This window comes from Pleomorphomonas sp. NRK KF1 (genome assembly GCF_023721755.1).
Classification (GTDB): domain Bacteria; phylum Pseudomonadota; class Alphaproteobacteria; order Rhizobiales; family Pleomorphomonadaceae; genus Pleomorphomonas.
Genome location: NZ_JAMDLH010000001.1, coordinates 494,868 through 515,877 on the forward strand (window position 1 = coordinate 494,868; position 21,010 = coordinate 515,877).

The window sequence follows — 21,010 nt, forward strand, 5'->3', positions numbered from 1 at the left end:
GCTTTTCTGGGCTTTTTGCCGTTATGTCGGTATCCGGGAAGGTGCCTTTCGGCGTTGCCGTTGACGAGCCGGGCGTCGAGTTCGTCCTTTGGACATCGGCGCTTGGCGCTGAAGGTTTTACGCGTCTTTGCCTGGGACGGTCTCGTCCCCATCGCGCCATTGAAGTGCTCGCGGAAGCCGCTCGGAGCGGAAGTCGTCCCCAGGATGATTTCCTCATCCCCTCACTGCGCGGCGTGCCGACCCGGATCTCGTCATGGGCTGTTCTGTCCATGGAATGACTCCCCATCGGAACAGTCCCACTGGTGGGTACCTGGGAGTGCGTAACATGAACAGCACGAAGGTCCATCTGGATCGTGAACGACGCCCTTACCCTATCGCCAGGCGCAGTGGTGCGGCTGACCGAAGCTTTCGGCTTGCTGCCCTTTTGCAATTCGGATGTATTGGCAACAATGCCTTTCACCGATGAGGTCGATTGTTGACAGCGCCCGCACTTGAGATCGTGTCGCTCAGCCGCCGTTTCGGCGAGACAGCTGCCGTGCGGAACGTAAGTCTTTCGATCGAGCGGGGAGCGCTGGTGTGTCTTGCCGGGCATTCCGGCTGTGGCAAGTCGTCGCTTCTGCGCCTCGTTGCCGGCGTCGATGTGCCCGACGCCGGCATCATCCGAATCGATGGCGAGGAGGTGGCGGGACCCAGGCAGTTCGTCGAGCCGGAACGTCGGCGCGTCGGTTTCGTGTTCCAGGACTATGCGCTGTTTCCTCACCTGACCGTTCGGGAGAACGTCCGGTTCGGCCTGAGGGGCATGACGAAAGGTGAGAGCCGCCGCCGGGTGAAAGACATGCTCGACCGAGTGGGGCTCGGTGGCCATGCCGATCGCTACCCGCATGAGCTGTCCGGCGGGGAGCAGCAACGGGTGGCCTTGGCGCGAGCCCTGGCACCCTCCCCTCGCCTGATCCTGATGGACGAGCCGTTCTCAAACCTCGATCGCGCGCTCCGGGAAGGTGTCCGCCGGGACACGTTGGCGCTGATCCGTGGACTTGGCATCACCGCGATCATCGTCAGCCACGACCCGGAAGAGGCTTTGTCCCTGGGCGACCGGGTCGTGCTGATGCGGTCTGGCGAAATTGTTCAAACCGGAACCGCCTACGATCTCTACGATCGTCCGAACGGCACCTATGCCGCCAGCTTCTTTGCCGCCTGCAACAACCTGCCAGGTCTCGTCCGCAATGGGGCGGTCGAAACGGCGATCGGCGTCCTCCCCCTGCGCGACCGCCTCCCAGATGGCGACCGCGTCGCCGTCTTGGTGCGTCCGTCGGCTATCGAAGCCGTTCCGGCCTCCGAGGGCGAGCATCAGGCGTGCGAGGTGATGGCGCGACAGATGCGAGGTGAGACGGAGGCTCTTTGGATCTCCGTGCCCGGCCTCGATTCGCCGCTGGAGATCCGCTCCACGCGCCGATTGCCGGCCGATGTGCGCCACGTCGCCATTCAGATGGCGCCGGAACAGGCCATGATCTTCAGGGTGTGAAACGCGCTACGATACCGCCCTGAGACGATAGAACAAGGACGATGCGCCCGGCGGCCCCGAGGCGGTCTTCACCGGTTGGGAGTTGCCACGCCCTCATCTCGAATGCCAAGAAGAGTTGCTCCTTATAATAAGAATAATTCTAATAAAGAGGATCGTTTTCTCTGCCGATTCATATCGAACGAGCTATCGGTTGAGATCCGGACATAGGTTGGAAGGTTCCGTTGGCCCGGAAAAGCCGGGAAAAGCGCATTTCATCTGGCGAGTTACCCTACTTGAGAGCGACAGTTGTTAAGTGTCCTCAAAACGGCGTCTCGATTAAAAACTTGACCACTATACTCAAGTATGATTGCCTCCTCCCCGTTCGATACTGGGAGAAAAGAGCCATGCGACAGATGCTCCTCGGCCTGACGGCGCTCGCAACCTTCGCTGCAGTCGGTCAAGCCGCCGCCGACGTCAACATTTACACGACGCGCGAACCGGGGTTGATTCAGCCGCTCATCGATAGCTTCACCAAGACGACGGGCGTCACCGTCAACACTGTCTTTCTCAAAGACGGCCTTGCCGAACGCGTCGCGACCGAAGGCGAAAGCTCGCCGGCAGACATCCTGATGGCCGTCGATGCCGGCAATCTGGTCGACTTGGTCGAAAAGGGTGTGACCCAGCCGATCGATTCCCAGGTCCTCAAGGACGCGGTGCCGGCTCAGCTCCGCGATGAGAACGATCATTGGTTCGGCCTCTCCTATCGCGCTCGCGTGATATATGCGGCCAAGGATCTCGACATCTCGACCTTCAACTACGAGGATCTGTCCGATCCCAAGTGGAAGGGCAAGGTGTGCATCCGCTCCGGCCAGCACCCTTACAACACCGCTCTGTTCGCCAGCCATATCGTCCATCACGGCGCCGAGGCCACCGAAACCTGGCTTGCCGGTCTCAAGGCCAATCTCGCCCGCAAGGCGGCCGGCGGCGATCGCGACGGCGCCCGTGATATCCTCGGCGGCATCTGCGACGTCGCTGTCGCCAACTCCTACTATGTGGGGCTGATGCGGTCGGGCAAAGGCGGTGAAGAGCAAGTGAAATGGGGCGAGGCCATCAAGGTGATCCTGCCGACCTTCCGCGATGGCGGCACACAGGTGAACATCTCGGGCGCAGCCGTCGCCAAGCATGCTCCCAACAAGGACGATGCCGTGAAGTTCCTGGAGTATCTCGTCTCCGACGAGGCGCAGGAAATCTATGCCAAGGCCAACTACGAGTATCCCGTGAAGGCCGGCGTGGCCGCCGACCCGATCGTCGCCTCCTTCGGCGAACTGATTGTCGACAAGGCGTCCCTGAGCGAGATCGTCAAGCATCGCAAGACGGCCAGCGAGCTGGTCGACAAGGTTGGCTTCGACAGCTGATTGGAGCGGGCGGGACGTATGTGCGTTCCGCCCTGCCCTTACAATGAGCGCTCTCGCAGAAACATCACTATCCGAAGCCATCCCGCGCCGCGCGTGGACGGGTTGGCATGTCGCGGCCGGACTGACGGCCTTTCTTGCCCTGCTGCCGGTACTTACGCTCACTGCCGAAGCGACACGCGGCTCGGCTGGGCTGTGGTCGCATCTCGCCGGCACGGTCCTGCTCTCGGCCCTAGCCGACACCATGACGCTGCTTATCGGCGTTGGCCTGATCGCCGGCTGCCTGGGCGTGTCGCTCGCCTGGCTTGTCACGGCTTACGATTTTCCGGGTCGTCGCCTGCTCGAATGGTCGCTTCTGCTGCCACTGGCCGTGCCGACATACATCGTCGCCTACGCTTATCTCGACATCCTGCATCCGATCGGTGCGGTTCAGGGCGCGATCCGCTGGAGCCTCGGTTACGCCGGCCCGCGCGACTTCCGACTGCCCGATGTCCGCTCGCTCACCGGCTGCGTGCTGCTCTTGTCGCTGGTGCTCTATCCCTACGTCTACCTGACGACGCGGGCGATGTTTCTGACGCAGTCGGCCAATCTTTGCGATGCGGCGCGCACCCTCGGCATGCCGCGCCGCCAGTTGTTCCGGCGCGTCGCCTTGCCGCTCGCCCGCCCGGCCATCGCTGTCGGTGTCAGTCTGGCTCTGATGGAGGCGCTTAATGATGTTGGCGCCTCGGAGTTTCTGGGTGTTCGCACGCTGACGGTGTCGATCTACACGACCTGGATTACCCGAAGCGATCTTGCGGGAGCTGCGCAGATCGCGCTTCTTCTCCTCGTCATCGTCGTGGCTCTCGTCTCGTTCGAGCGTTGGGCGCGGCATCGGCAAGGCTATGCAGCGGGCGCACGCAGTCGCCCGATGGCGCCCGTCGAGTATCGAGGCTTTCGAGGGGCTGGGCTTTTGGTGCTCGGTTCGCTGCCTGTGTGTCTCGGGTTTGCCGTGCCTGCCGGTTATCTCGCTGTAGAGGCTTTCAAGCGCTGGCAGTTCGCCGGTCTGTCGCCGCGCCTTGTCGATGAAGCGCTGAACACCATTCTCTATGCAGGCGGCGCAACGGTGCTGACCCTCGTCGCTGGCGTCACGGCTGCTTTTGCATTGCGCCTTTCGTCGGGGCGGCTATCTCCCCTGTTCTACCGTCTGTCGACGATCGGCTATGCGATGCCGGGTACGGTGGTCGCCATCGGCGTGCTGCTCGTCGTGGCCCCATTCGATCGCTTCATCGACGGTACGGCGAAGCAATGGTTCGGCGTTTCCACCGGCCTGCTCTTCATCGGGTCGGGCGCGGCGCTGGTCTACGCCTACGCCGTCCGATTCCTGGCCATCACGGCTGGCAGCGCCGACGCCGGACTTGCCCGCGTGCCGCGGTCTCTCGATGACGCCGCCCGCACGCTCGGTTGTACCGCCGGTGGCGCGTTGCGCGCCGTGCATCTGCCACTGACACGCACCTCGCTCTCCGCCGGAGCGCTGCTGGTCTTCGTCGACTGCGTCAAGGAGCTGCCAGCGACCCTGCTGTTGCGCCCACTCAACTTCGAGACCTTCGCCACTCATCTTTACGGCGAAGCTGCGCGCGGCACCTACGAAGAAGCCTCGATCGCCGCGCTGGCCATCGTCGCCGTCGGCATATTGCCTGTCGTCGTGCTGTCGAGGATCGGGCGAGGAGCCTGAAACAGGTTGGCATCACCACTCCGTTGCCGCGGAACCGAGCTATCCACGATTAATGGGGCTCGCGCCCGTTGCCAACGCGTGGTGCCGGCCGATCGGCAACATGAAGGGCTTGCCGGAGATCGGGTCGGCGATGATCCGACTTTCCAGGCCGAAGACCTGACGAACGTTGCGCTCGGTCAAGACATCCGACGGTGAGCCGGCAGCGTGGAGCCGCCCCTTGCACATGGCAACGAGGTGATCGGCATAGCGGGCCGCAAGGTTCAGGTCGTGCAATACCATGACGATGGTGGTGCCGCGCGCCCGATTGAGATCGGTCAGGAGATCCAGAACCTCCAACTGGTGGCTGATGTCGAGGAAGGTGGTCGGCTCATCGAGCAGCAGAAGGTCGGTCTGCTGTGCGAGCGCCATGGCGATCCAGACGCGCTGCCGCTGCCCGCCTGACAACTCGTCGACGGGGCGTTCCGCGAGCTCGACGGTGCGGGTGGTCTCGAGCGCCGCGGCGACGGCTTCGTCATCGAGACGCGTCCAACGCGAGAACACGCCCTGATGGGGATGTCGTCCACGGCTGACGAGATCGGCAACGGTGATTCCCTCCGGGGCGATCGGCGATTGCGGCAGCAGCCCAAGCATCCTCGCGAGCGCGCGCGTCGGAAGCTCGTGGATGGATTTGCCATCAAGCAGGACGCACCCTTCCCGTGGGACGAGCAGCCTGGACATGGTGCGCAGCAACGTGGACTTGCCGCAGGCGTTGGCTCCGACGATAGCCGTTATCCGACTCGATGGCACCACGAGGTCGAGGTTTTCGAGTACGAGGTTCTCGCCGTAACCTGCTGTCAGGGCCTGAGCGGAAAGAGAATGCGCGGTCATGCCGAGCCTCCGGTTCGGTTGGTCCGAGCAACCAGATAGAGGAGATAGGGCGCGCCCAATGCTCCGGTGACCACACCCACCGGATAGCGGCTGGGCAGGAGGAACTGTCCGCAGTAGTCGCCGGCAAGAACAAGTATCGCGCCAACGAGTGCAGAGGGTATGAGCAAGGAGCCCTGGTTGCCGACAAGCCGGGCAGCGATCGGCCCGGAGAGGAAGGCGACGAAAGCGATTGGCCCAGTCAGCGCCGTGGCAAGGGCGATCAGGCCGACCGCGGTGACGACGACTATGATCCGAATTCGGGCAACGTCGACGCCAAGCGCCGCCGCCATGTCGTCGCCGAGTCGTAGCGCCTCGAGGTCGCGAGCACGGCTGAGCAACAACCCGCCAAATATGGTGAGGCCGGCCAGAAGCGGTAACGCTTGCCCGATCTCGGCCCCGTTGACGCTGCCTACCAGCCAGCGCATCGCCTCTTGCAGGTTCCAGGCCGGCGCTCGCGCCAGAACATAGGCGATCATGCTTTCCAGCATCGCCGACACCCCTATGCCGATCAGGGTGAGCCGCGTTCCCGCCACGCCGTTCCGGAAGGACAATCCGTAGACGAAAATGGCCACGCCCAAGCCGGCAGCGACGGCGAAGATCGAGACAAGCAAGCCGCTCAGCGACAACACGACAATGGCAAAGACCGCCGCCGCGCTGGCACCCGAACTGATGCCGATGATGTCCGGGCTGGCCAACGGGTTACGCAACATGGTCTGGAAGGAGACCCCGCCGAGGCCGAAGCTCAACCCGGCGAGGACGGACAGCACGGCACGCGGCAAGCGCAGCTCGCCGACGGCAAAGGATGCGCCCGGTACATCCTCGCCAATCAATACGCGAAATACGTCTCCGGGTGGAACATACGACTGGCCGAGTATCAGCGTCAGCGCGAACAGGGCGATCGTCAGCGCCAAAAGACCGGTGATGACGATATTGCGTCGGTGCGCGCGGCTTCGGCGATCGTCGGCGATGGAGCAGAGGGCGGACGAAAAGCTGGTCACAGGTCACGCACCCGCTGGCGTCTGACGATCCAGATGAAGAAGGGCGCACCGACGAAGGCTGTGACGATCCCGACCTCAAGTTCGGATGGTCGAGCCGCGATGCGGCCGATAATGTCGCCGGCGAGCAGCAGTCCTCCGCCAACTAGCGAGGAGAATGGTAACAGCCAACGATGATCGACGCCGACGAGCAACCGGCAGACATGCGGCACGACCAGCCCCACGAAGCCGATCGGTCCACATATCGCCGTCGTAGCACCGCAAAGCAGAACCGCTGCGAACGAGGCGATGCCCCGTGCCAGCGCGACGCGCTCGCCAAGGCCTGCCGCGAGGTCGTCGCCCAACGCCAGGGAATTCAGTTTGCGAGCCGATCCAAGGCTGAGGATCAGGCCGGCCGAGAGGAAGGGAGCGACTTCGGCAAGGCGTTCGAATGTGGCGCCACCGACGCCACCCACTTGCCACGACCGGATGCCGCCGGCGATATCCCCACGCGGCAACACCACGGCAATCACCAGCGAGGCGAAGGCTATAGATGTCGCTGCCCCAGCCAGCGTCAGCTTGAGCGGTGTCGCGCCACCGCGCCCGAACGATCCTACAGTATAGACCAAGGCAGCCGTGCAGCCGGCGCCCAGAATGGCTGTCCAGATGTAGGCTTGCGCCGAAGTCATGCCGAACCAGGCGACCCCGATGACCACGGCGAGGGCTGCCCCCGTGTTGACGCCGAGAATGCCGGGATCGGCGAGCGGGTTGCGTGTCACGCCTTGCATGACGGCGCCGGAAAGTCCCAACGCCGCCCCGGCGAACAGGGCGAGCAGAGTGCGTGGGATGCGCATGGCCACGGCCGCCTCGCCGATGCTGTCGACGTGACCGCCGATGGCGGAAAGCACGTCGCTCCAAGTGACGTCGCGGCTCCCTATGAGGAGCGACAGAGTGCAAAGCACGACAACGGCAAAGATTGTCAGGGGCAGCCAGATGGAGCGACTGCCGCCGGGGCGTCCGCAATAGGGAGGAGCAATGAAAGATGTGAGCTTCGCTGGAGTCATTTGGCTTTCCTGGCTGCCTCGGCAAGAAGCGCCAAATAGTCCCTCAGAACCCAGGAGATCGACAGTGGTGTCGGGTTGGCCGCCGTACCCACCGGATCCCGACCGAGCGTGACGATAGCATCGTGAGTGACGGCCGGCATGCGTGCCAGAAGCGGATTGGCCTTCATCGCGTCGATAAGCGCGCGGTCGCCGTAGGTCACGACGATATCGACATCGTCGAACGCGTCGACGCGCTCGGCGCTGATCGATCCGGAGAAGCCGCCGTCGTGGGACGCCTGGGTGACGCTGGATGGCATTGCCAGTCCCAGATCCTTGAAGAACCGCACTCGGGTGTCCTGCAGGGTGTAGAAGTTGACGAGACTGAGATCGCTGGCATCGAGATGGGTCACGAACATCGCCGACCTTCCCATGATCTCCGGATATCTCTCCAGTTCCGATGCGATGTCCGTTTCGATTCGGGTAATCAGCCTCTCGCCATCTTCTGCCATGCCCAGACCGGCACTGTTGAGGCGGATCATCTCGCGCCAGTCCGTCGACCACGGCGCCTCGGGATAGGCAACCACCGGTGCAATGCGGCTCAACATGTCATAGTCCGACTGGCTTAGTCCGGAATAGGCAGCGAGGATCACGTCTGGCTGGGTAGCGGCGACCGCCTCGAAGTCGATGCCGTCACCCTCGTCGAAAAGTACGGGTTTCTGGGCGCCAAGCTCGGATAACCTCTCGGCAACCCAGGGCAACAAACCATCATCGTCGTCGTCGCCGAAGTTGGCTGCGGCGAAACCGACCGGCACGACACCGAGGGCAAGCGGCACCTCGTGATTGGCCCAGGCGACAGTCGCCACGCGTCGTGGCTTCTCCGAAATGAGCGTCGCGCCAAGCGCATGCCTGATGGTGATCGGGTAGGCCTCGCCGGCCTGCCCGACCTCGCCGCTAAGCAGGAAGATCGCAACGAACGGCGCGAAGAAACGAAACGAGCGTGGCATCCGGCCACTCCATGACGATTGGAACATCGTTCGGAAAGCGAACTCCCACTTTTCGGTTCGATGCTCTGGAAAGGGGTTAAGTTGAAATCAGTTTTCAGCTTCACAAGCTCCGGTCAAGCACGTTTCGGGCGTTCCAGCAGGTGCGGATCGAAGTTTCCGGGGAATCCTACAAAACCCGGAAAACCTACAATACCAGAGAAAATCCATCAGGTTAGATGATCCTGGCAGGTGCCGGGCAACACCGATGGACGAGCCGTGGCCGAGCGCGGCCCCCGACCAGACGGTCGTCGATGTCCTCGACACCCCAACGAGCCTTTTGAGCCGGCTTCCGGCGCACGAAACTGAATTTCGGGGATCGACCATGGACACTTCGAGGACGGCCGGTGACACCAGACGGAAGGGCTTGCTTCGCTATCGGACGGCCATCCTTCTCGGATGCTCGGCGCTCTTTGCCTTCGCGCCGGCTTCCTTGCGGGCCCAGGATGACGAAGCGGCGAAAGCTGCGGACGACGCGACCGTTCTCGAAACCATTACCGTGGAAGGCACCGCAGGCGACGACGATGCCAAATCCATCGTCGCCACCAAAACGACGAGTGCCGGCAAGATAGCCGCCGATATCCTGGATACTCCGGCGTCGGTTTCGGTCATCACCGCCAAGGAGATTCAGCAACGCGGTGCCCAGAGCGTCGAGGAAGTGTTGGACTATACTGCCGGCGTCACAACCGATTTCTACGGCTCCGACGATCGCTTCGACTATTTCAAGATCCGCGGCTTCGACGCCTATGCCTATCGTGACGGCTTGACGCTCGGTAATCCGTTCGGCGGGATCCGAGAGGAGCCCTACGCATTCGAGCGCGTCGAAGTACTGAAGGGCGCGAACTCCACTGTCTTCGGCGTTTCCAATCCGGGCGGATCGGTGAACTACACCACCAAGCGGCCGAAGAGCGAACGCTTCGGCGAGGTCTACGCCACGGGCGGGTCGTTCGGTCATGCCGAAGCCGGTTTCGATGTTGGCGACAACATCACCGATGACGACACCCTCTCCTTCCGCCTGACCGGCAAGCTCCAGAACGCCGAAAAGGAATACGATTATTCGCGGGACGACGAGACGTTCGTCATGGGCGGCCTGACCTGGCGCCCCAGCAACGACACCAGCCTGACCGTCGTCTACGACTATCTCGACAAGGACGGTGTTCCCGGTGGCGGTGGCCACCCGGTGGGCTATGACCTCGACCGGAGTCTGTTCCTGGGAGAGCCGGACTACAATTACGACACCGCGGAACGAAACACCGTCAGCGTGATGTTCGATCACGCCTTTGGCTCGGGCCTCACCTTCAACTCCAATGCGCGCTACAGCAGCTCCGATACCGGCTTCGGCTACGCCTACGTTTATGAGCCGGTAGATAACGGCGACACCATCGCCGATCGCTATTTCTTCGGCAATGACAGTTCGGCTCGCAACTTCGTCTTCGATTCCCGCCTGCAATACGACACGAGCTTCGGCGCCATGGACAGCCAGACGCTGGTCGGCGTCGAATACGGCAATCGAACCGGAGACAGCGATCTCTATTGGGTCGCCGCGCCGGGAATCGACTGGACCAACCCGGTCTACACCGGCGCGCCCACTTTCGGTGCGCCCTACAGCAGCAAGAAGACCAAACAAACCACCACGGCAATCTACGGCCAACAGAATTTGACTTTCAACGACAAGCTGATCGTCAACCTTGGGCTGCGCAACGACTGGCTCGATCTCCGGGAAGACAACAAGCTCAACGGTTCGACGTCAAAGGGCAACTTCAGCGAAACGACCGCCCGCGTCGGGCTGACCTACAAGTTGACGAAGGAGTTGGCCGCCTTTGCCAATTACGCACAGTCGGTGGCCCCTCCAGCCATCGGTGTCGAACCTGAACGAGGCGAGCAATACGAAATCGGCCTGAAATATCGGCCGGAGGCCTTCCCTGCCCTGTTCAGTGTTTCGGTCTATGACCTGACCAAGAGCAACATCACTCGCACCAATCCGAACACCAACCAGCCGGAGACCATCGGCAAAGTGGGGGTGCGCGGCGTCGATCTGGAGGCAAAGGCGGAACTTACGGACAGTATCAGCCTGACGGCAGCCTATTCCTACCTGATGTCCGATATCGTTGAGAACGGTACGGCGGGCAACGAAGGCAACGAGATGTCCTTTGTGCCCAACCACGCCGCTTCGCTCTGGCTCAACTACGAGCTTGAAGGCGACGGGATGCGTGGCGACATGACCTTCGGTCTGGGCGCGCGTTACCAGGGGTCCTACTACTTCGACGATGCCAACACGAAGTCGACCACCGGAAGCGTCGTCTTCGACGCCGCCTTCAGCTACGAGATCAGGGAGAACACCACGCTGCAGGTCAACGTCAACAACGTGTTCGACGAGAAGCACGTCGCCTACGGCGGCTTCGGCGCCGACTGGTACAATCCCGGTCGGACGGTTTTCGCCACCCTCCGCCAGACCTGGTAACAGGCCGTCCGCCCGGGGCGCCCGGGCGGACCTATTCCGGGACCGGGAAGTTCAAGCGGGCACGCCTCCATGCCGCCGGCGTCTCCCCGACGATCTGGCGGAACACCTTGGTCAGGTGGGCTTGATCCGAAAATCCGAGTTGAGCCGCCACGTCCGCCAGGCTGAGACAGGTCTCGGTCAAGAGGGTCTGCGCCTGCTCGACTCGCCGCCCGAGCTGCCACTGAAGGGGCGTCTTGCCCGTCGTCTGCTTGAAAACGGTGGCGAACCAGCTTTCGGACAGGCCGACGGCAGCCGCCATCTCGGCGATCGTCATGCGGCGACCGCCGTTTGCCTTGACCGCCGCGATCAGCCTGTTCATCTGCGCCTGGGTCAGTCGCGCGTTGGGCTGTTCGCGCGCGCCTTCGGGGATGTCGAGCAGGGCCGTTGCAATGCTTCCGACCAGACTCTCGGCATAAACGGCATGTCGCGATGGGTTCGACACTTCGTCGACAAGGAGGGCGGCCAAGGCTTCGATCGGTCCGACATTCTGTACCTCCACTGGCCGGCGCACAATCGAGCGGGCGACCGATCCACCAACCGAGGGGGAGAGCAACCGCAACAGTCGGTCCTGATGAAGATGTAGATCGAGATGCGAGAAACGATGCCAGGCGTTGAACTTGGTCCAAAGGGGGACGCCCGCCGGTACGTAAAGGGCCCGTGTCATCGGACGATCGAACTGGCCGAAGCTTCCGGTCCTGTTCGACATGCGGATCTCCCCCGACACGTCATTGAAGAAAATGACCATGCGGGGATCGGGAGACAGATAATAGGCATGCGCTCCGGCCTTCCCTTCGGCATCCCAGAATACGCTCATAAGGCCGTCAAGACCGCGCCATTTGACCGGTGCGATCGGCTGAATGCCTTCTGTGTGGCAAATCATCGAATGCTGGTAGGTCACTTGAGGCCGTTTCCAAGTCAGCGAAAGTCGTACAATCCGCGCGGAGGACGACAGAAGACGTCACACAACTTGGCCTGGCGTTTGCCCCTTGGCCAAGCCAGCAGCCGTTGTTGGCATCCTGCAGCTCATGTCAATAAACATGAATATAATTATCATATTTACTGCGGAACAGCAAGGCGATGTCGTGCACCTGTAACATCTACTGAGGACACCGACATCGGTAGGGTCACTGATGCGAATGCCTTGCAATCGCATCGCCGGTTGAGGGGGCTGTTTATGCGGAGACGCCGACCGAACGGATGATACCCGTCGGGTTCGAAACCAAGCGGGAAGCGCCTTGTCAGATCGGAATGGCGGGAATCACGGTCGATGGACGAACGATCTCGTCCTGAGCGGCAATCAGCACGATCTCGCGGCTGCCGGCCTCGACGGTTCGGTTGAGCAGTCCGAACACCGACGATACCGAACGCGATAACGCCTCCGGCACCGAGCGTGTCGTCAGCCAGTGCACATAAAACAATGCCGCGATGGCATCGCCCGCGCCATTGATCGAGAGCGGCAGTCGCCGAGAGCGGGCAAGCCACAAATTGCCGCCGTCGGAAGCCACGATATCGAGCGCATCATCCGGCGTGCTGTCGACGATCAGCGACGTGACCAGCGCCACCTTGGGGCCGAGCGCATGCAGGCTCGCGACCGATCCCTTTACCTCGTCCATGGTCGTCGACGGCCGGTCGACCAGAAAATCCAGTTCGAAGTGATTGGGAGTGACGAGGTCCGCCGCGGGCACCGCTCGGTCGCGGAAAAACTCGGGAACGCCAGGGCGCACGAAAACGCCTCGTCCGACATCGCCGATCACCGGATCGCAGGCGTAGGCTGCCTTGGGGTTGGCGTCTCGCACCAGCTTGACAGCCCTCAGGATCGAGTCGCCGATGCCGGGCGCGCCGACATAGCCCGACAGCACGCCATCGCAGTTGCCCAGAACGCCACGCTCGGAAATGCCGTCGACGCAATCGTCGATCAGCGAGCTGTCGAACACCTGCCCTTTCCACGAACCGTAGCCGGTGTGGTTTGAAAACTGGACGGTATGGATCGGCCAAACCTCATGCCCGAGGCGCTGCATGGCGAATGCGGCCGACGCATTGCCGACATGGCCATAGGCGACGTGAGATTGGATGGACAGAATGTTCATGGAGAGCACTTCAAGAGGGACGACAGAAAACAGCGCTGCGGGAGCGAGCGTCACTCCCGCAGCGAAACGACGCTCTGAACTGTCAGGCAACAAGCGAAGCCGCGCAAGTCGGTCGCAGTGGCTTTCCTGCCGGATAACTCACTTCAGGCGGCTGCTGTGGCGAAGCACGAGGCCGGCCGCGCCGAGGCAGTTGTCGTTGTCGAGAAACTTGCCGGCCTTGAACACCGGATAATGGGCCTCGTCAACGTCTTCGCGCTTGACGAAGGAGTGCTTCTCATAGCTGGCGCGCAAGGGCGCGAGCAACAGTTCGCCGGCACTGGCCAGCACCCCCGAAATGATGAACAGCGGCGGATTGATCATGGCGCCAGCCATGCTGAGCCCGCGGCCAGCCGCCTCGCCAGCATCGGCAAGAAGACGCCGAAAGCCGGTTTCACCCTGAATGGCCCTTGAAACGATCTCGCTCACGGGCATCGAGCGGCCAAGCCAATCGGTCGCCATTCTCGAGACGAAACCAGCGCCACAGTAAAGCTCTAGGCATCCCCGGTTTCCGCAACGGCAAAGCGGACCGTGCGGATCTATAACGATATGGCCCATCTCGCCAGCCGAGCCAGAGGCGCCGACAAGCGCTTTCCCGTCGACGACGACGGCCCCGCTGACGGTCTGGTTCAGCTTCAGCAGGACAAAGTCGCTGCACCCGTTGGCGGCGCCCCACATCATCTCGGCCAATGCCGCGCAGTTGCTTTCGCTGTCGGCGAAGATCGGCTTTTCCAACACCGGCTGAAATGCCTCGCGGAAATCGATGCCTTGCCATCCATGCAGGGCCGAGGAGCGCATGATGCGACCGTCGGGCGCCAGCGGTGCCGAAAGGGCGAAGCCGATACCGATCAGGCTACCGTAAGCAAGGCTATGCTCCTTGTAGAGCGTGTCGACGGCATGCTTGACGACGCGAGCCGCCTTGGTGGGCGAGTACTCTCGCTCCACCGGCATCGCCAGATCGGCCACCACGTTGTGCGCCACATCCGCCACGATCACCCGGATCTCATCCACATCCAACAAGGCGCCGACACAAGTCCCGGCTTCCGGGTTGAGTGAGTGGGCGATGGCCGGCCGGCCTGGACCGGGATTGCGTGTTTCCATCTCGATTACGAGATTTGACCGTTTCAGGTCGGCGAGAATGGTGGAGACGGTCGATCGGGCAAGGCCGGTATTGCGGGCGATTTGCGATGTGCTCACCGCGCCATGCCCGCTCAGGGCCCTCACCACCTTCACGACCGGCGAATCCAGCTCGCGGCCGTAGAGCAGCCCCTCAAGTTCGCTGGTGAGCATGTTGGCCAATTTCGTCTCCGCCGAACTTAAGAGATACTGTTCGCCGATGCTTTAACGTTCTCAGCGACAAAACGGTAGTGGGACACCCTTCCTCCGTCAATGAAATAATCGGGGTGCTCCTGGCCCGAAAAATCTTATTCGATCTCGAAACATCGCCGACTTCAATCACATAACGCCAAAATCGCCGTAAATGCCTTTCCGAATCGCAGCCAATTATGTCGTAAATGACAAAATGATCCTTGACAGAGGGTAAAGGCGGGACATACTCCCGGTCAGTCGCGCTAGAAACGACTGGGAGGAAAATCATGACATTGACTTCTGCTGTCTCGCGCGCCGCGCTCGCTGGCGGCCTGCTGCTGGCCGGGACCTCGTTGTCCTCGGCTGAGGAATTGACGCTATGGACGCTGAACTTCAGCTCCGAAGCATCCAACGAAGCATTCAACAAGATCACCAGCGGCTTCGAGGCCGCCAATCCCGGCGTCAAGGTCACCATTGTTACCCGTGGCACCGACGATCACAAGACCGCCATCCGCGTGGCAGCCGGTACCGACAAGGGACCCGACATCTACTTCATGTGGGCCGGCCTCGGTCTGGGTGGAGAATATGTAAAGGCGGGCCTCAGCCTGCCTCTCGACAAGTACTACGCGGAATACAAGTGGGATGATGAGCTGGTTCCGGCTGCCGCTTCCTTCTCCCGCATCTACGAGGGAGGCCGGCATGGAGTGCCGTTCACCTTCAAGGGCGAGGCGCTCTACTACAACAAGGCGCTGTTCGAGAAGGCCGGCATTACCGGTACCCCTGCCAATTACGACGAGCTGGTCGTGGACGCCGAAAAGCTCAAGGCGGCCGGCATACCGGCGATCGCCTTCGGCGGCACCGTCAACTGGCACGTCATGCGCCTGATGGACGTGATCCTCGAAGCCAAGTGCGGCGCCGACAAGCATGACGCGCTCATGAACATGACGGTCGACTGGACCAAGGAAGCCTGCGCGACGGATTCGTTCGCCGAGTTGGACAAGTGGGCCAAGAACTACATCCTGTCGCCTTTCATGGGCATCGATCAGGCGCAGTCCTTCAACCTGTTCGTCGCCGGCCGGGCCGCGATGATGCTGGAAGGCGACTGGCTGGTGCAACAGCTCGCCGAGGCCGGAAATCTCGACGATTACGATCTGTTCCCCTTCCCGACCGGAACCAATCGTCTCTATGGCTTCGCCGAGTACCACTATGTGAGTACGAAGAGCAAGAATCCGGACCTCGCCGCCAAGTTCCTCGACTACTTCAACTCGACCGAGGTACAGCAAAGCGTGCTCGGCAAGTTCAGCACCTCGTCCATCAACAAGCACGTTGTCTATGACAACCTCCGGCCGATGGACAAGAAGTGGCTCGACATCTTCAACACCTACGACAAGGTGTACATGAACGGCGACCAGGCCTTCCCGCTCGACGTGACGACGGAGTATTTCCGCGTCATCAACGAAGTGGCCAGTGGCAACATGGCGCCGGCCGACGCCGCTGCCGCCCTGCAGACCTTCATCGCCAACAAGGGCTGATCTCCCCCTGAAGCCCGACGCGGCCGGCTGCCCTTCCCGCTGCCGGCCGCATTTTTAGCCGCCCCAAGACTGGGAGGAGCCTCATGGCCTCGCGCGCCATTTGGTCCGACACACGCGTTCAGGCCGCACTCCTGTTGGGGCCGGCGCTCGTCATCTACGTCGTCTTTGCCGTCTTTCCGATGCTCGACGTGATCTGGTTGAGCTTCTTCAAATGGAACGGCCTTGATCCGGTCAAGGTCTACGTCGGGTCCGCCAACTACGTCGATGTGTTCACCAAGGATCCCGTCTTCTGGGTGGCCTTCCGGAATACCGTCATTTGGACCGCGCTGTCCGTGGCCATTCCGCCGATGATCGGGCTCGCCTTGGCGCTCGGCCTCAATCAGCCGATCTTCGGCCGCAACACGTTGCGTGCCGTCTACTACCTGCCGGTCATCATCGCGCCGATCGCCGTCGCGACCATGTGGCGCTGGATGTACGATCCCTTCTTCGGACTTTTCGGCCAGATTCTGACTTCGCTCGGTCTCCAGTCCTGGGTCATGGATTGGCTCGGCGACCGCGACATCGCCCTCTATTCGGCGTTCGGCGCCTATGTCTGGCAGTCCGTCGGCTTCTCGATGGTGCTCTTTCTTGCCGGCCTTCAGGGCGTCAACAAGTCGCTCGTCGAGGCGGCGCGTATCGATGGCGCAGGCCGATGGGCCATCTTCCGCTACGTGACCCTGCCGGCCCTGCGCACAACCCTCACCATCGTGCTCGTTCTTGCCATCATCTCGTCGCTCAAGGCATTCGACATCGTCTACGGCCTTACCGGCGGCGGGCCCGCCCAATCGACGCAGATGCTGGCGCTCTGGGCGTTCACCCAGTCGATGCAGATTTTCGACTTCGGCCGCGGCAGCGCCATATCCGTCGTGCTCCTGGGCGTCACGCTCGCCATCGTCATCCCCTACATGCGCTGGACGCAGAAGCGCGAGGAGGCCTCGGAATGACATCCACCGCCCCCCTGCCCGCCCTTCAAACCGAAACCGGACGACCGCCGCGCGACTGGGTGCTGATCGGCCTTTGGATCTCGCTCTTCGTCGTCGCGGTGATCTGGATCGCTCCGTTTGTCTTCATCGTCTTCACCTCGCTGAAGTCGACGACGCAGGTGATGACGACAAGCGCCTTCTCGCCTCCGGTCGATCCGCAGTTCGGCAATTATGCCTCGGCCTGGGCGCGCGGACGGTTCGAGACGACCTTCGTCAACTCGGCCGTCATCGCGGCGATCAAGGTGCCGCTTGGCCTGTTCATCTCGGCCATGGCCGCCTACGCACTGGCCAAGATACCGATGCGCTTCGGTCGGTTGACCTTGGTGCTGATCCTGTTTGGAACGATGATCCCGTTCCAGGTGATGCTGGCGCCGATCTTCACCTTGGTGAACGGCTTCGGGCTGATCGACACCTATCCCGGGGTCATCCTGCCTTACCTCGCCTTCGGCATCCCCTACCAGGTGTTCATTCTGCACGGTTTCTTCCGAAGCATACCGCACGAACTCAGCGAGGCGGCGCGTATCGACGGCGCGTCTCACTTCGTGACGTTCCGGCGCGTGTTTCTACCGGTGTCCCTGCCGGTGCTGGCGGCTCTGTTCATCCTCGATTTCGTCGCCACCTGGAACGAGTTCGCCATGGCGCTCGTCCTGCTGCAGGATCGGGAAATGTGGACCTTGCCGCTCGGTCTATCCGCCTTCCAGGGGCAGTTCTCGCGCGACTACGGCCAGCTCAACGCGGCGATCGTCATGACCGTGCTGCCCGCCACCATCGTCTACCTGATCTTCCAGCGCTATTTCGTGTCCGGCCTGACGTCCGGCGCCGTCAAGGGCTGAAGCCTCAACCGGGAAAACAAGAGTATGTCCAAGCAGAACGTGTCCAAGTGGGATCTCTTTGAGGCCAGTTTTAGCGGCCCCGAGGCCGGAAATCCCTACCTCGACGTCAGTTTCGAGGCGTTTTTCAAGCAGAACAGCCGCGTTGTCCGTGTGCCCGGTTTCTACGATGGCGCCGGTACCTACAAGGTTCGTTTCATGCCCGACAACGAAGGCGAATGGACCTACACGACCATTTCCAACGTTACCGAACTCGACGGGCAGACCGATGCCTTTAGCGTCAAGGCACCGGCGGCCGGCTGTCACGGTCCCGTCCACGTCGCCAACCAGTTCCACTTCGCCTATGCCGACGGCACGCCCTACCTACCCTTCGGCACGACAAGCTACGCCTGGACGCACCAGCCTCTGGACCTGCAGGCCACCACGTTGAAGACGCTGGCCGGCACGCGGTTCAACAAGATGCGCATGGCCGTCTTCCCGAAGGACTATCCGTTCAACGTCAACGAGCCCTTGTTCGACATTTTCGAGCGCGATGAAGAGGGCGAACTCGATTTCGATCGGCCGAACCCGCCCGCCTTCCGCCATTTCGAAACGCAGGTGGGTGCCCTTCGCGATCTCGGCATCGAGGCGGACATCATCATCTTCCACCCCTACGATCGTTGGGGCTATTGCGAGATGTCGGCCGAGCAGGACTACCGCTTCGTCGCCTACCTCACCGCACGCCTTGCCGCCTATCGGAACGTCTGGTGGTCGCTCGCCAACGAATACGACTTCCTGCTCAACTCGAAGCCAATGTCGCAGTGGGATCGCTATTTCCAGATCATCGAGGAGAACGATCCCTACCGGCACCTCAAGTCGATCCACAACGGCGACGTCAAGGCCAACTACGACCACCGCAAACCCTGGGTGAGCCACGTCTGCATCCAGAACTGGGACGTCAAGCGCACCCAGGAATGGCGCGATGCCTACGGCAAGCCGGTGGTCAACGACGAGCCAGAGTACGAGGGCAACATTCTCCTCTCCTGGGGCAACATTTCGGCCGAGGAACTCGTCCATCGCTACTGGATCACGCTGTTGCGTGGGGGGTATGCCGGCCACGGCGAGACCTTCATGCACCCCGATGACATCCTGTGGTGGGCCAAGGGCGGCGTGCTGCACGGCGAGGCCTGGAAACGGATCGGCTTCCTGCGCGACCTTCTGGAGCAGGACGTGAAGAAAGGCCTGACGCCGATCGCACCCTCTGACAACTGGCCGTGGAGCCGCGTCTCCGGCGCCAGCGATGGAGATGTGGTCTACATCTATCTCGGCGAGCATCAGCCGGTGATCTGGGCGCCAGGGCTGCCGACCGAGCCCGGCGACTATGATGTGGACGTGATCGACACGTGGAACATGACGGTCAGCCCGGCCAAGCTTATCGATGCGCCGGCCAACCATCCGACCCGGCATGGCGCGCAAACGCGGTCGCGGCGGCCGGATGCGGTGTTTGCCGTCGAACTGCCCGGCAAGCCGCATCTCGCCATCCGCGTTCGCCGGCGCCGTTGAGGAGAGAGCCATGGCCAGCGTAACGATCAGCAACGTTCGCAAGAACTACGGCGCCGTTTCCGTCATCCACGGCGTCGACATCGACATCCGTCACGGCGAGTTTGTTGTACTCGTTGGCCCGTCCGGTTGCGGCAAGTCGACGCTCCTGCGCATGGTCGCCGGCCTGGAGAACATCTCAGCCGGCACCATCGCCATCGACGACAGGGTCGTGAACCATCTGGAGCCCAAGGACAGGGACATCGCCATGGTGTTCCAGAACTATGCGCTCTACCCGCAAATGAGCGTCGCCCAGAACATGAGCTTCGCGCTGGAGCTTGCCAGGGTCGACAAGGCGACGATCCGCCAGAAGGTGGATGCCGCCGCCGCCATCCTCGGCCTGGAACCGCTCCTCGACCGCAAGCCCGCCCAGCTTTCCGGCGGTCAGCGCCAGCGCGTCGCCATGGGGCGGGCCATCGTCCGCAATCCCAAGGTTTTCCTGTTCGACGAGCCGCTCAGCAATCTCGACGCCAAGCTGCGCGTCGCCATGCGCGCCGAGATCAAGGGGCTACACCAGCGGCTGGGTACGACGGTCGTCTACGTCACCCACGACCAGATCGAGGCCATGACCATGGCCGACAGGATCGTGGTGTTGAACGCCGGCCGCGTGGAACAGGTAGGAACGCCGCTCGAACTTTATGATCGGCCCGTCAACCGCTTCGTCGCCGGCTTCATCGGGTCACCGGCCATGAACTTCATTCGCGGCACGCTTCAGGCTGGCCAAGCCGGTCTGAAGGTTGCCTCGGGTGCCGTCATGGCCGTCGGGGCCTATCCGTCGGAGTTCGCGGGACGTGAAGTGGAGCTCGGGATCCGTCCGGAGCATATCCAGGTGGTCGAAACCGCAGGTCTCGATGCGCGCGTCGAGGTTGTCGAGCCGACCGGCTCGGAGACGCATGTCGTGGTCGACACCGGCGGAGAGAAGCTGGTCGCCCTCATCCGACGTCGAATGCCCATATCGGTGGGCGACGGGCTTTCCGTCGCATTCGAAGACGGACAAGCGCACCTTTTCGACGCCGAAAGCGGCCAACGGCTCGACCTCGAACATGGCGCTCGCTGAGTGTCGTCGATTTGTCTTTCGAAGGGCATCGGCCGACAGTCAAAACCAAGGCGCCGGAAACGCTTGTTTCCAGCGCCTGGAAGTCGGTAACCCACGCCAGCTCGAATGGCCGATCCTGGCGCGAAGAACGCGTCGGAGAATCGCGCGAGACTGTCGGGCCGTTCTCAGTGCAGATCGCTGATCACGGCCTCGGCATTCGGAGCCATGATGGACGTGTCGAGCCCGGCCTTCTCCATTTCGTCGATCACTGCGGCCAGCGCAAGGTCGAGGCAGTAGGATGTGAACTCGGCATTCAAGGTCTTGGACGTCTGGCGAGCGTAAATGATCAGTCGCGCAAGGGCGGCAAACTCTTCTGTGTCGGCCAGGATGGCCTTGTCGGTGGTTCTGTCCAGCATCTCGATCCCCTTCCTTGCCCGCAACTCTGCGACAACGGAACGGACCTAACCAAGTCGGCCGTGACAGCGCCGTTACAG

The 21,010-nt window shown here is 62.1% G+C and carries 17 protein-coding genes; 9 read left to right on the plus strand and 8 right to left on the minus strand.

Features of this window, described 5'->3' with window-relative positions:
* The first annotated feature begins 475 nt into the window (after positions 1-475).
* The 3 genes from M4J39_RS02225 (at position 476) to M4J39_RS02235 (ending at position 4,624) form a co-directional block, all read left to right on the plus strand.
* Positions 476-1,522, plus strand: coding sequence for an ABC transporter ATP-binding protein (locus M4J39_RS02225; RefSeq protein ID WP_251726130.1), 1,047 nt, complete (start codon positions 476-478; stop codon positions 1,520-1,522).
* Positions 1,523-1,905: 383 nt separating this feature from the next.
* A complete protein-coding gene (locus tag M4J39_RS02230; protein ID WP_371875365.1) occupies positions 1,906-2,916 on the plus strand; it encodes a Fe(3+) ABC transporter substrate-binding protein in 1,011 nt (336 codons plus the stop codon).
* A 43-nt stretch (positions 2,917-2,959) separates the two neighbouring features.
* On the plus strand, positions 2,960-4,624 hold the full coding sequence (locus M4J39_RS02235; protein WP_251726132.1) for an iron ABC transporter permease: 1,665 nt from the start codon (positions 2,960-2,962) through the stop codon (positions 4,622-4,624).
* 39 nt (positions 4,625-4,663) lie between these two features.
* Here the strand turns inward: M4J39_RS02235 and M4J39_RS02240 are convergent, their stop codons facing one another.
* From M4J39_RS02240 to M4J39_RS02255, 4 genes are read right to left on the minus strand one after another with little or no spacing between them, the layout of a single operon-like run.
* Complete coding sequence (locus M4J39_RS02240) at positions 4,664-5,491, minus strand: ABC transporter ATP-binding protein (RefSeq protein ID WP_251726134.1); 828 nt, start codon at positions 5,489-5,491, stop codon at positions 4,664-4,666.
* Entirely contained in the window at positions 5,488-6,528 is a 1,041-nt protein-coding gene (locus tag M4J39_RS02245) for an iron chelate uptake ABC transporter family permease subunit (protein WP_251726136.1), read from the minus strand. Before M4J39_RS02245 ends, M4J39_RS02240 begins: the two co-directional genes overlap by 4 nt.
* Entirely contained in the window at positions 6,525-7,568 is a 1,044-nt protein-coding gene (locus M4J39_RS02250; RefSeq protein WP_251726138.1) for an iron ABC transporter permease, read from the minus strand. The genes M4J39_RS02245 and M4J39_RS02250 overlap by 4 nt, the downstream gene beginning before the upstream one ends.
* Positions 7,565-8,551 carry an iron-siderophore ABC transporter substrate-binding protein gene (locus tag M4J39_RS02255; RefSeq protein WP_251726140.1) on the minus strand — a complete coding sequence of 329 codons (987 nt, stop codon included), beginning with the start codon at positions 8,549-8,551 and terminating at the stop codon, positions 7,565-7,567. The genes M4J39_RS02250 and M4J39_RS02255 overlap by 4 nt, the downstream gene beginning before the upstream one ends.
* A 361-nt stretch (positions 8,552-8,912) precedes the next feature.
* On the opposite strand from M4J39_RS02255, the gene M4J39_RS02260 reads away from it, so the two are divergent.
* Entirely contained in the window at positions 8,913-11,048 is a 2,136-nt protein-coding gene (locus M4J39_RS02260) for a TonB-dependent siderophore receptor (protein WP_251726142.1), read from the plus strand.
* Between the two features lie 31 nt (positions 11,049-11,079).
* On the opposite strand, the gene M4J39_RS02265 is transcribed toward M4J39_RS02260, so the two are convergent.
* The 3 genes from M4J39_RS02265 to M4J39_RS02275 all read right to left on the minus strand — a co-directional run bounded on the left by M4J39_RS02265 (position 11,080) and on the right by M4J39_RS02275 (position 14,500).
* Positions 11,080-11,985 carry an AraC family transcriptional regulator gene (locus M4J39_RS02265; protein WP_251726143.1) on the minus strand — a complete coding sequence of 302 codons (906 nt, stop codon included), beginning with the start codon at positions 11,983-11,985 and terminating at the stop codon, positions 11,080-11,082.
* Positions 11,986-12,325: 340 nt separating this feature from the next.
* Positions 12,326-13,174: a pyridoxal kinase PdxY gene (pdxY, locus tag M4J39_RS02270; RefSeq protein ID WP_251726145.1), complete on the minus strand. Its 849-nt coding sequence runs from the start codon at positions 13,172-13,174 to the stop codon at positions 12,326-12,328.
* Between the two features lie 138 nt (positions 13,175-13,312).
* Positions 13,313-14,500: an ROK family transcriptional regulator gene (locus M4J39_RS02275; RefSeq protein WP_251726776.1), complete on the minus strand. Its 1,188-nt coding sequence runs from the start codon at positions 14,498-14,500 to the stop codon at positions 13,313-13,315.
* A gap of 302 nt (positions 14,501-14,802) precedes the next feature.
* Here M4J39_RS02275 and M4J39_RS02280 point away from each other — a divergent pair, with 302 nt between their 5' ends.
* The 5 genes from M4J39_RS02280 (at position 14,803) to M4J39_RS02300 (ending at position 20,537) form a co-directional block, all read left to right on the plus strand.
* Positions 14,803-16,050: an extracellular solute-binding protein gene (locus M4J39_RS02280; protein ID WP_251726777.1), complete on the plus strand. Its 1,248-nt coding sequence runs from the start codon at positions 14,803-14,805 to the stop codon at positions 16,048-16,050.
* Between the two features lie 83 nt (positions 16,051-16,133).
* Complete coding sequence (locus M4J39_RS02285; protein WP_251726147.1) at positions 16,134-17,033, plus strand: carbohydrate ABC transporter permease; 900 nt, start codon at positions 16,134-16,136, stop codon at positions 17,031-17,033.
* Positions 17,030-17,905 (plus strand): carbohydrate ABC transporter permease, encoded by an 876-nt coding sequence (locus M4J39_RS02290; RefSeq protein WP_251726149.1) that lies wholly within the window; start codon positions 17,030-17,032, stop codon positions 17,903-17,905. The genes M4J39_RS02285 and M4J39_RS02290 overlap by 4 nt, the downstream gene beginning before the upstream one ends.
* A gap of 24 nt (positions 17,906-17,929) precedes the next feature.
* Complete coding sequence (locus M4J39_RS02295; protein ID WP_251726168.1) at positions 17,930-19,444, plus strand: DUF5060 domain-containing protein; 1,515 nt, start codon at positions 17,930-17,932, stop codon at positions 19,442-19,444.
* A gap of 10 nt (positions 19,445-19,454) precedes the next feature.
* A complete protein-coding gene (locus M4J39_RS02300) occupies positions 19,455-20,537 on the plus strand; it encodes an ABC transporter ATP-binding protein (protein ID WP_251726169.1) in 1,083 nt (360 codons plus the stop codon).
* A 164-nt stretch (positions 20,538-20,701) separates the two neighbouring features.
* Here the strand turns inward: M4J39_RS02300 and M4J39_RS02305 are convergent, their stop codons facing one another.
* Positions 20,702-20,932 carry a hypothetical protein gene (locus tag M4J39_RS02305; RefSeq protein WP_251726171.1) on the minus strand — a complete coding sequence of 77 codons (231 nt, stop codon included), beginning with the start codon at positions 20,930-20,932 and terminating at the stop codon, positions 20,702-20,704.
* Positions 20,933-21,010: the final 78 nt, after the last annotated feature.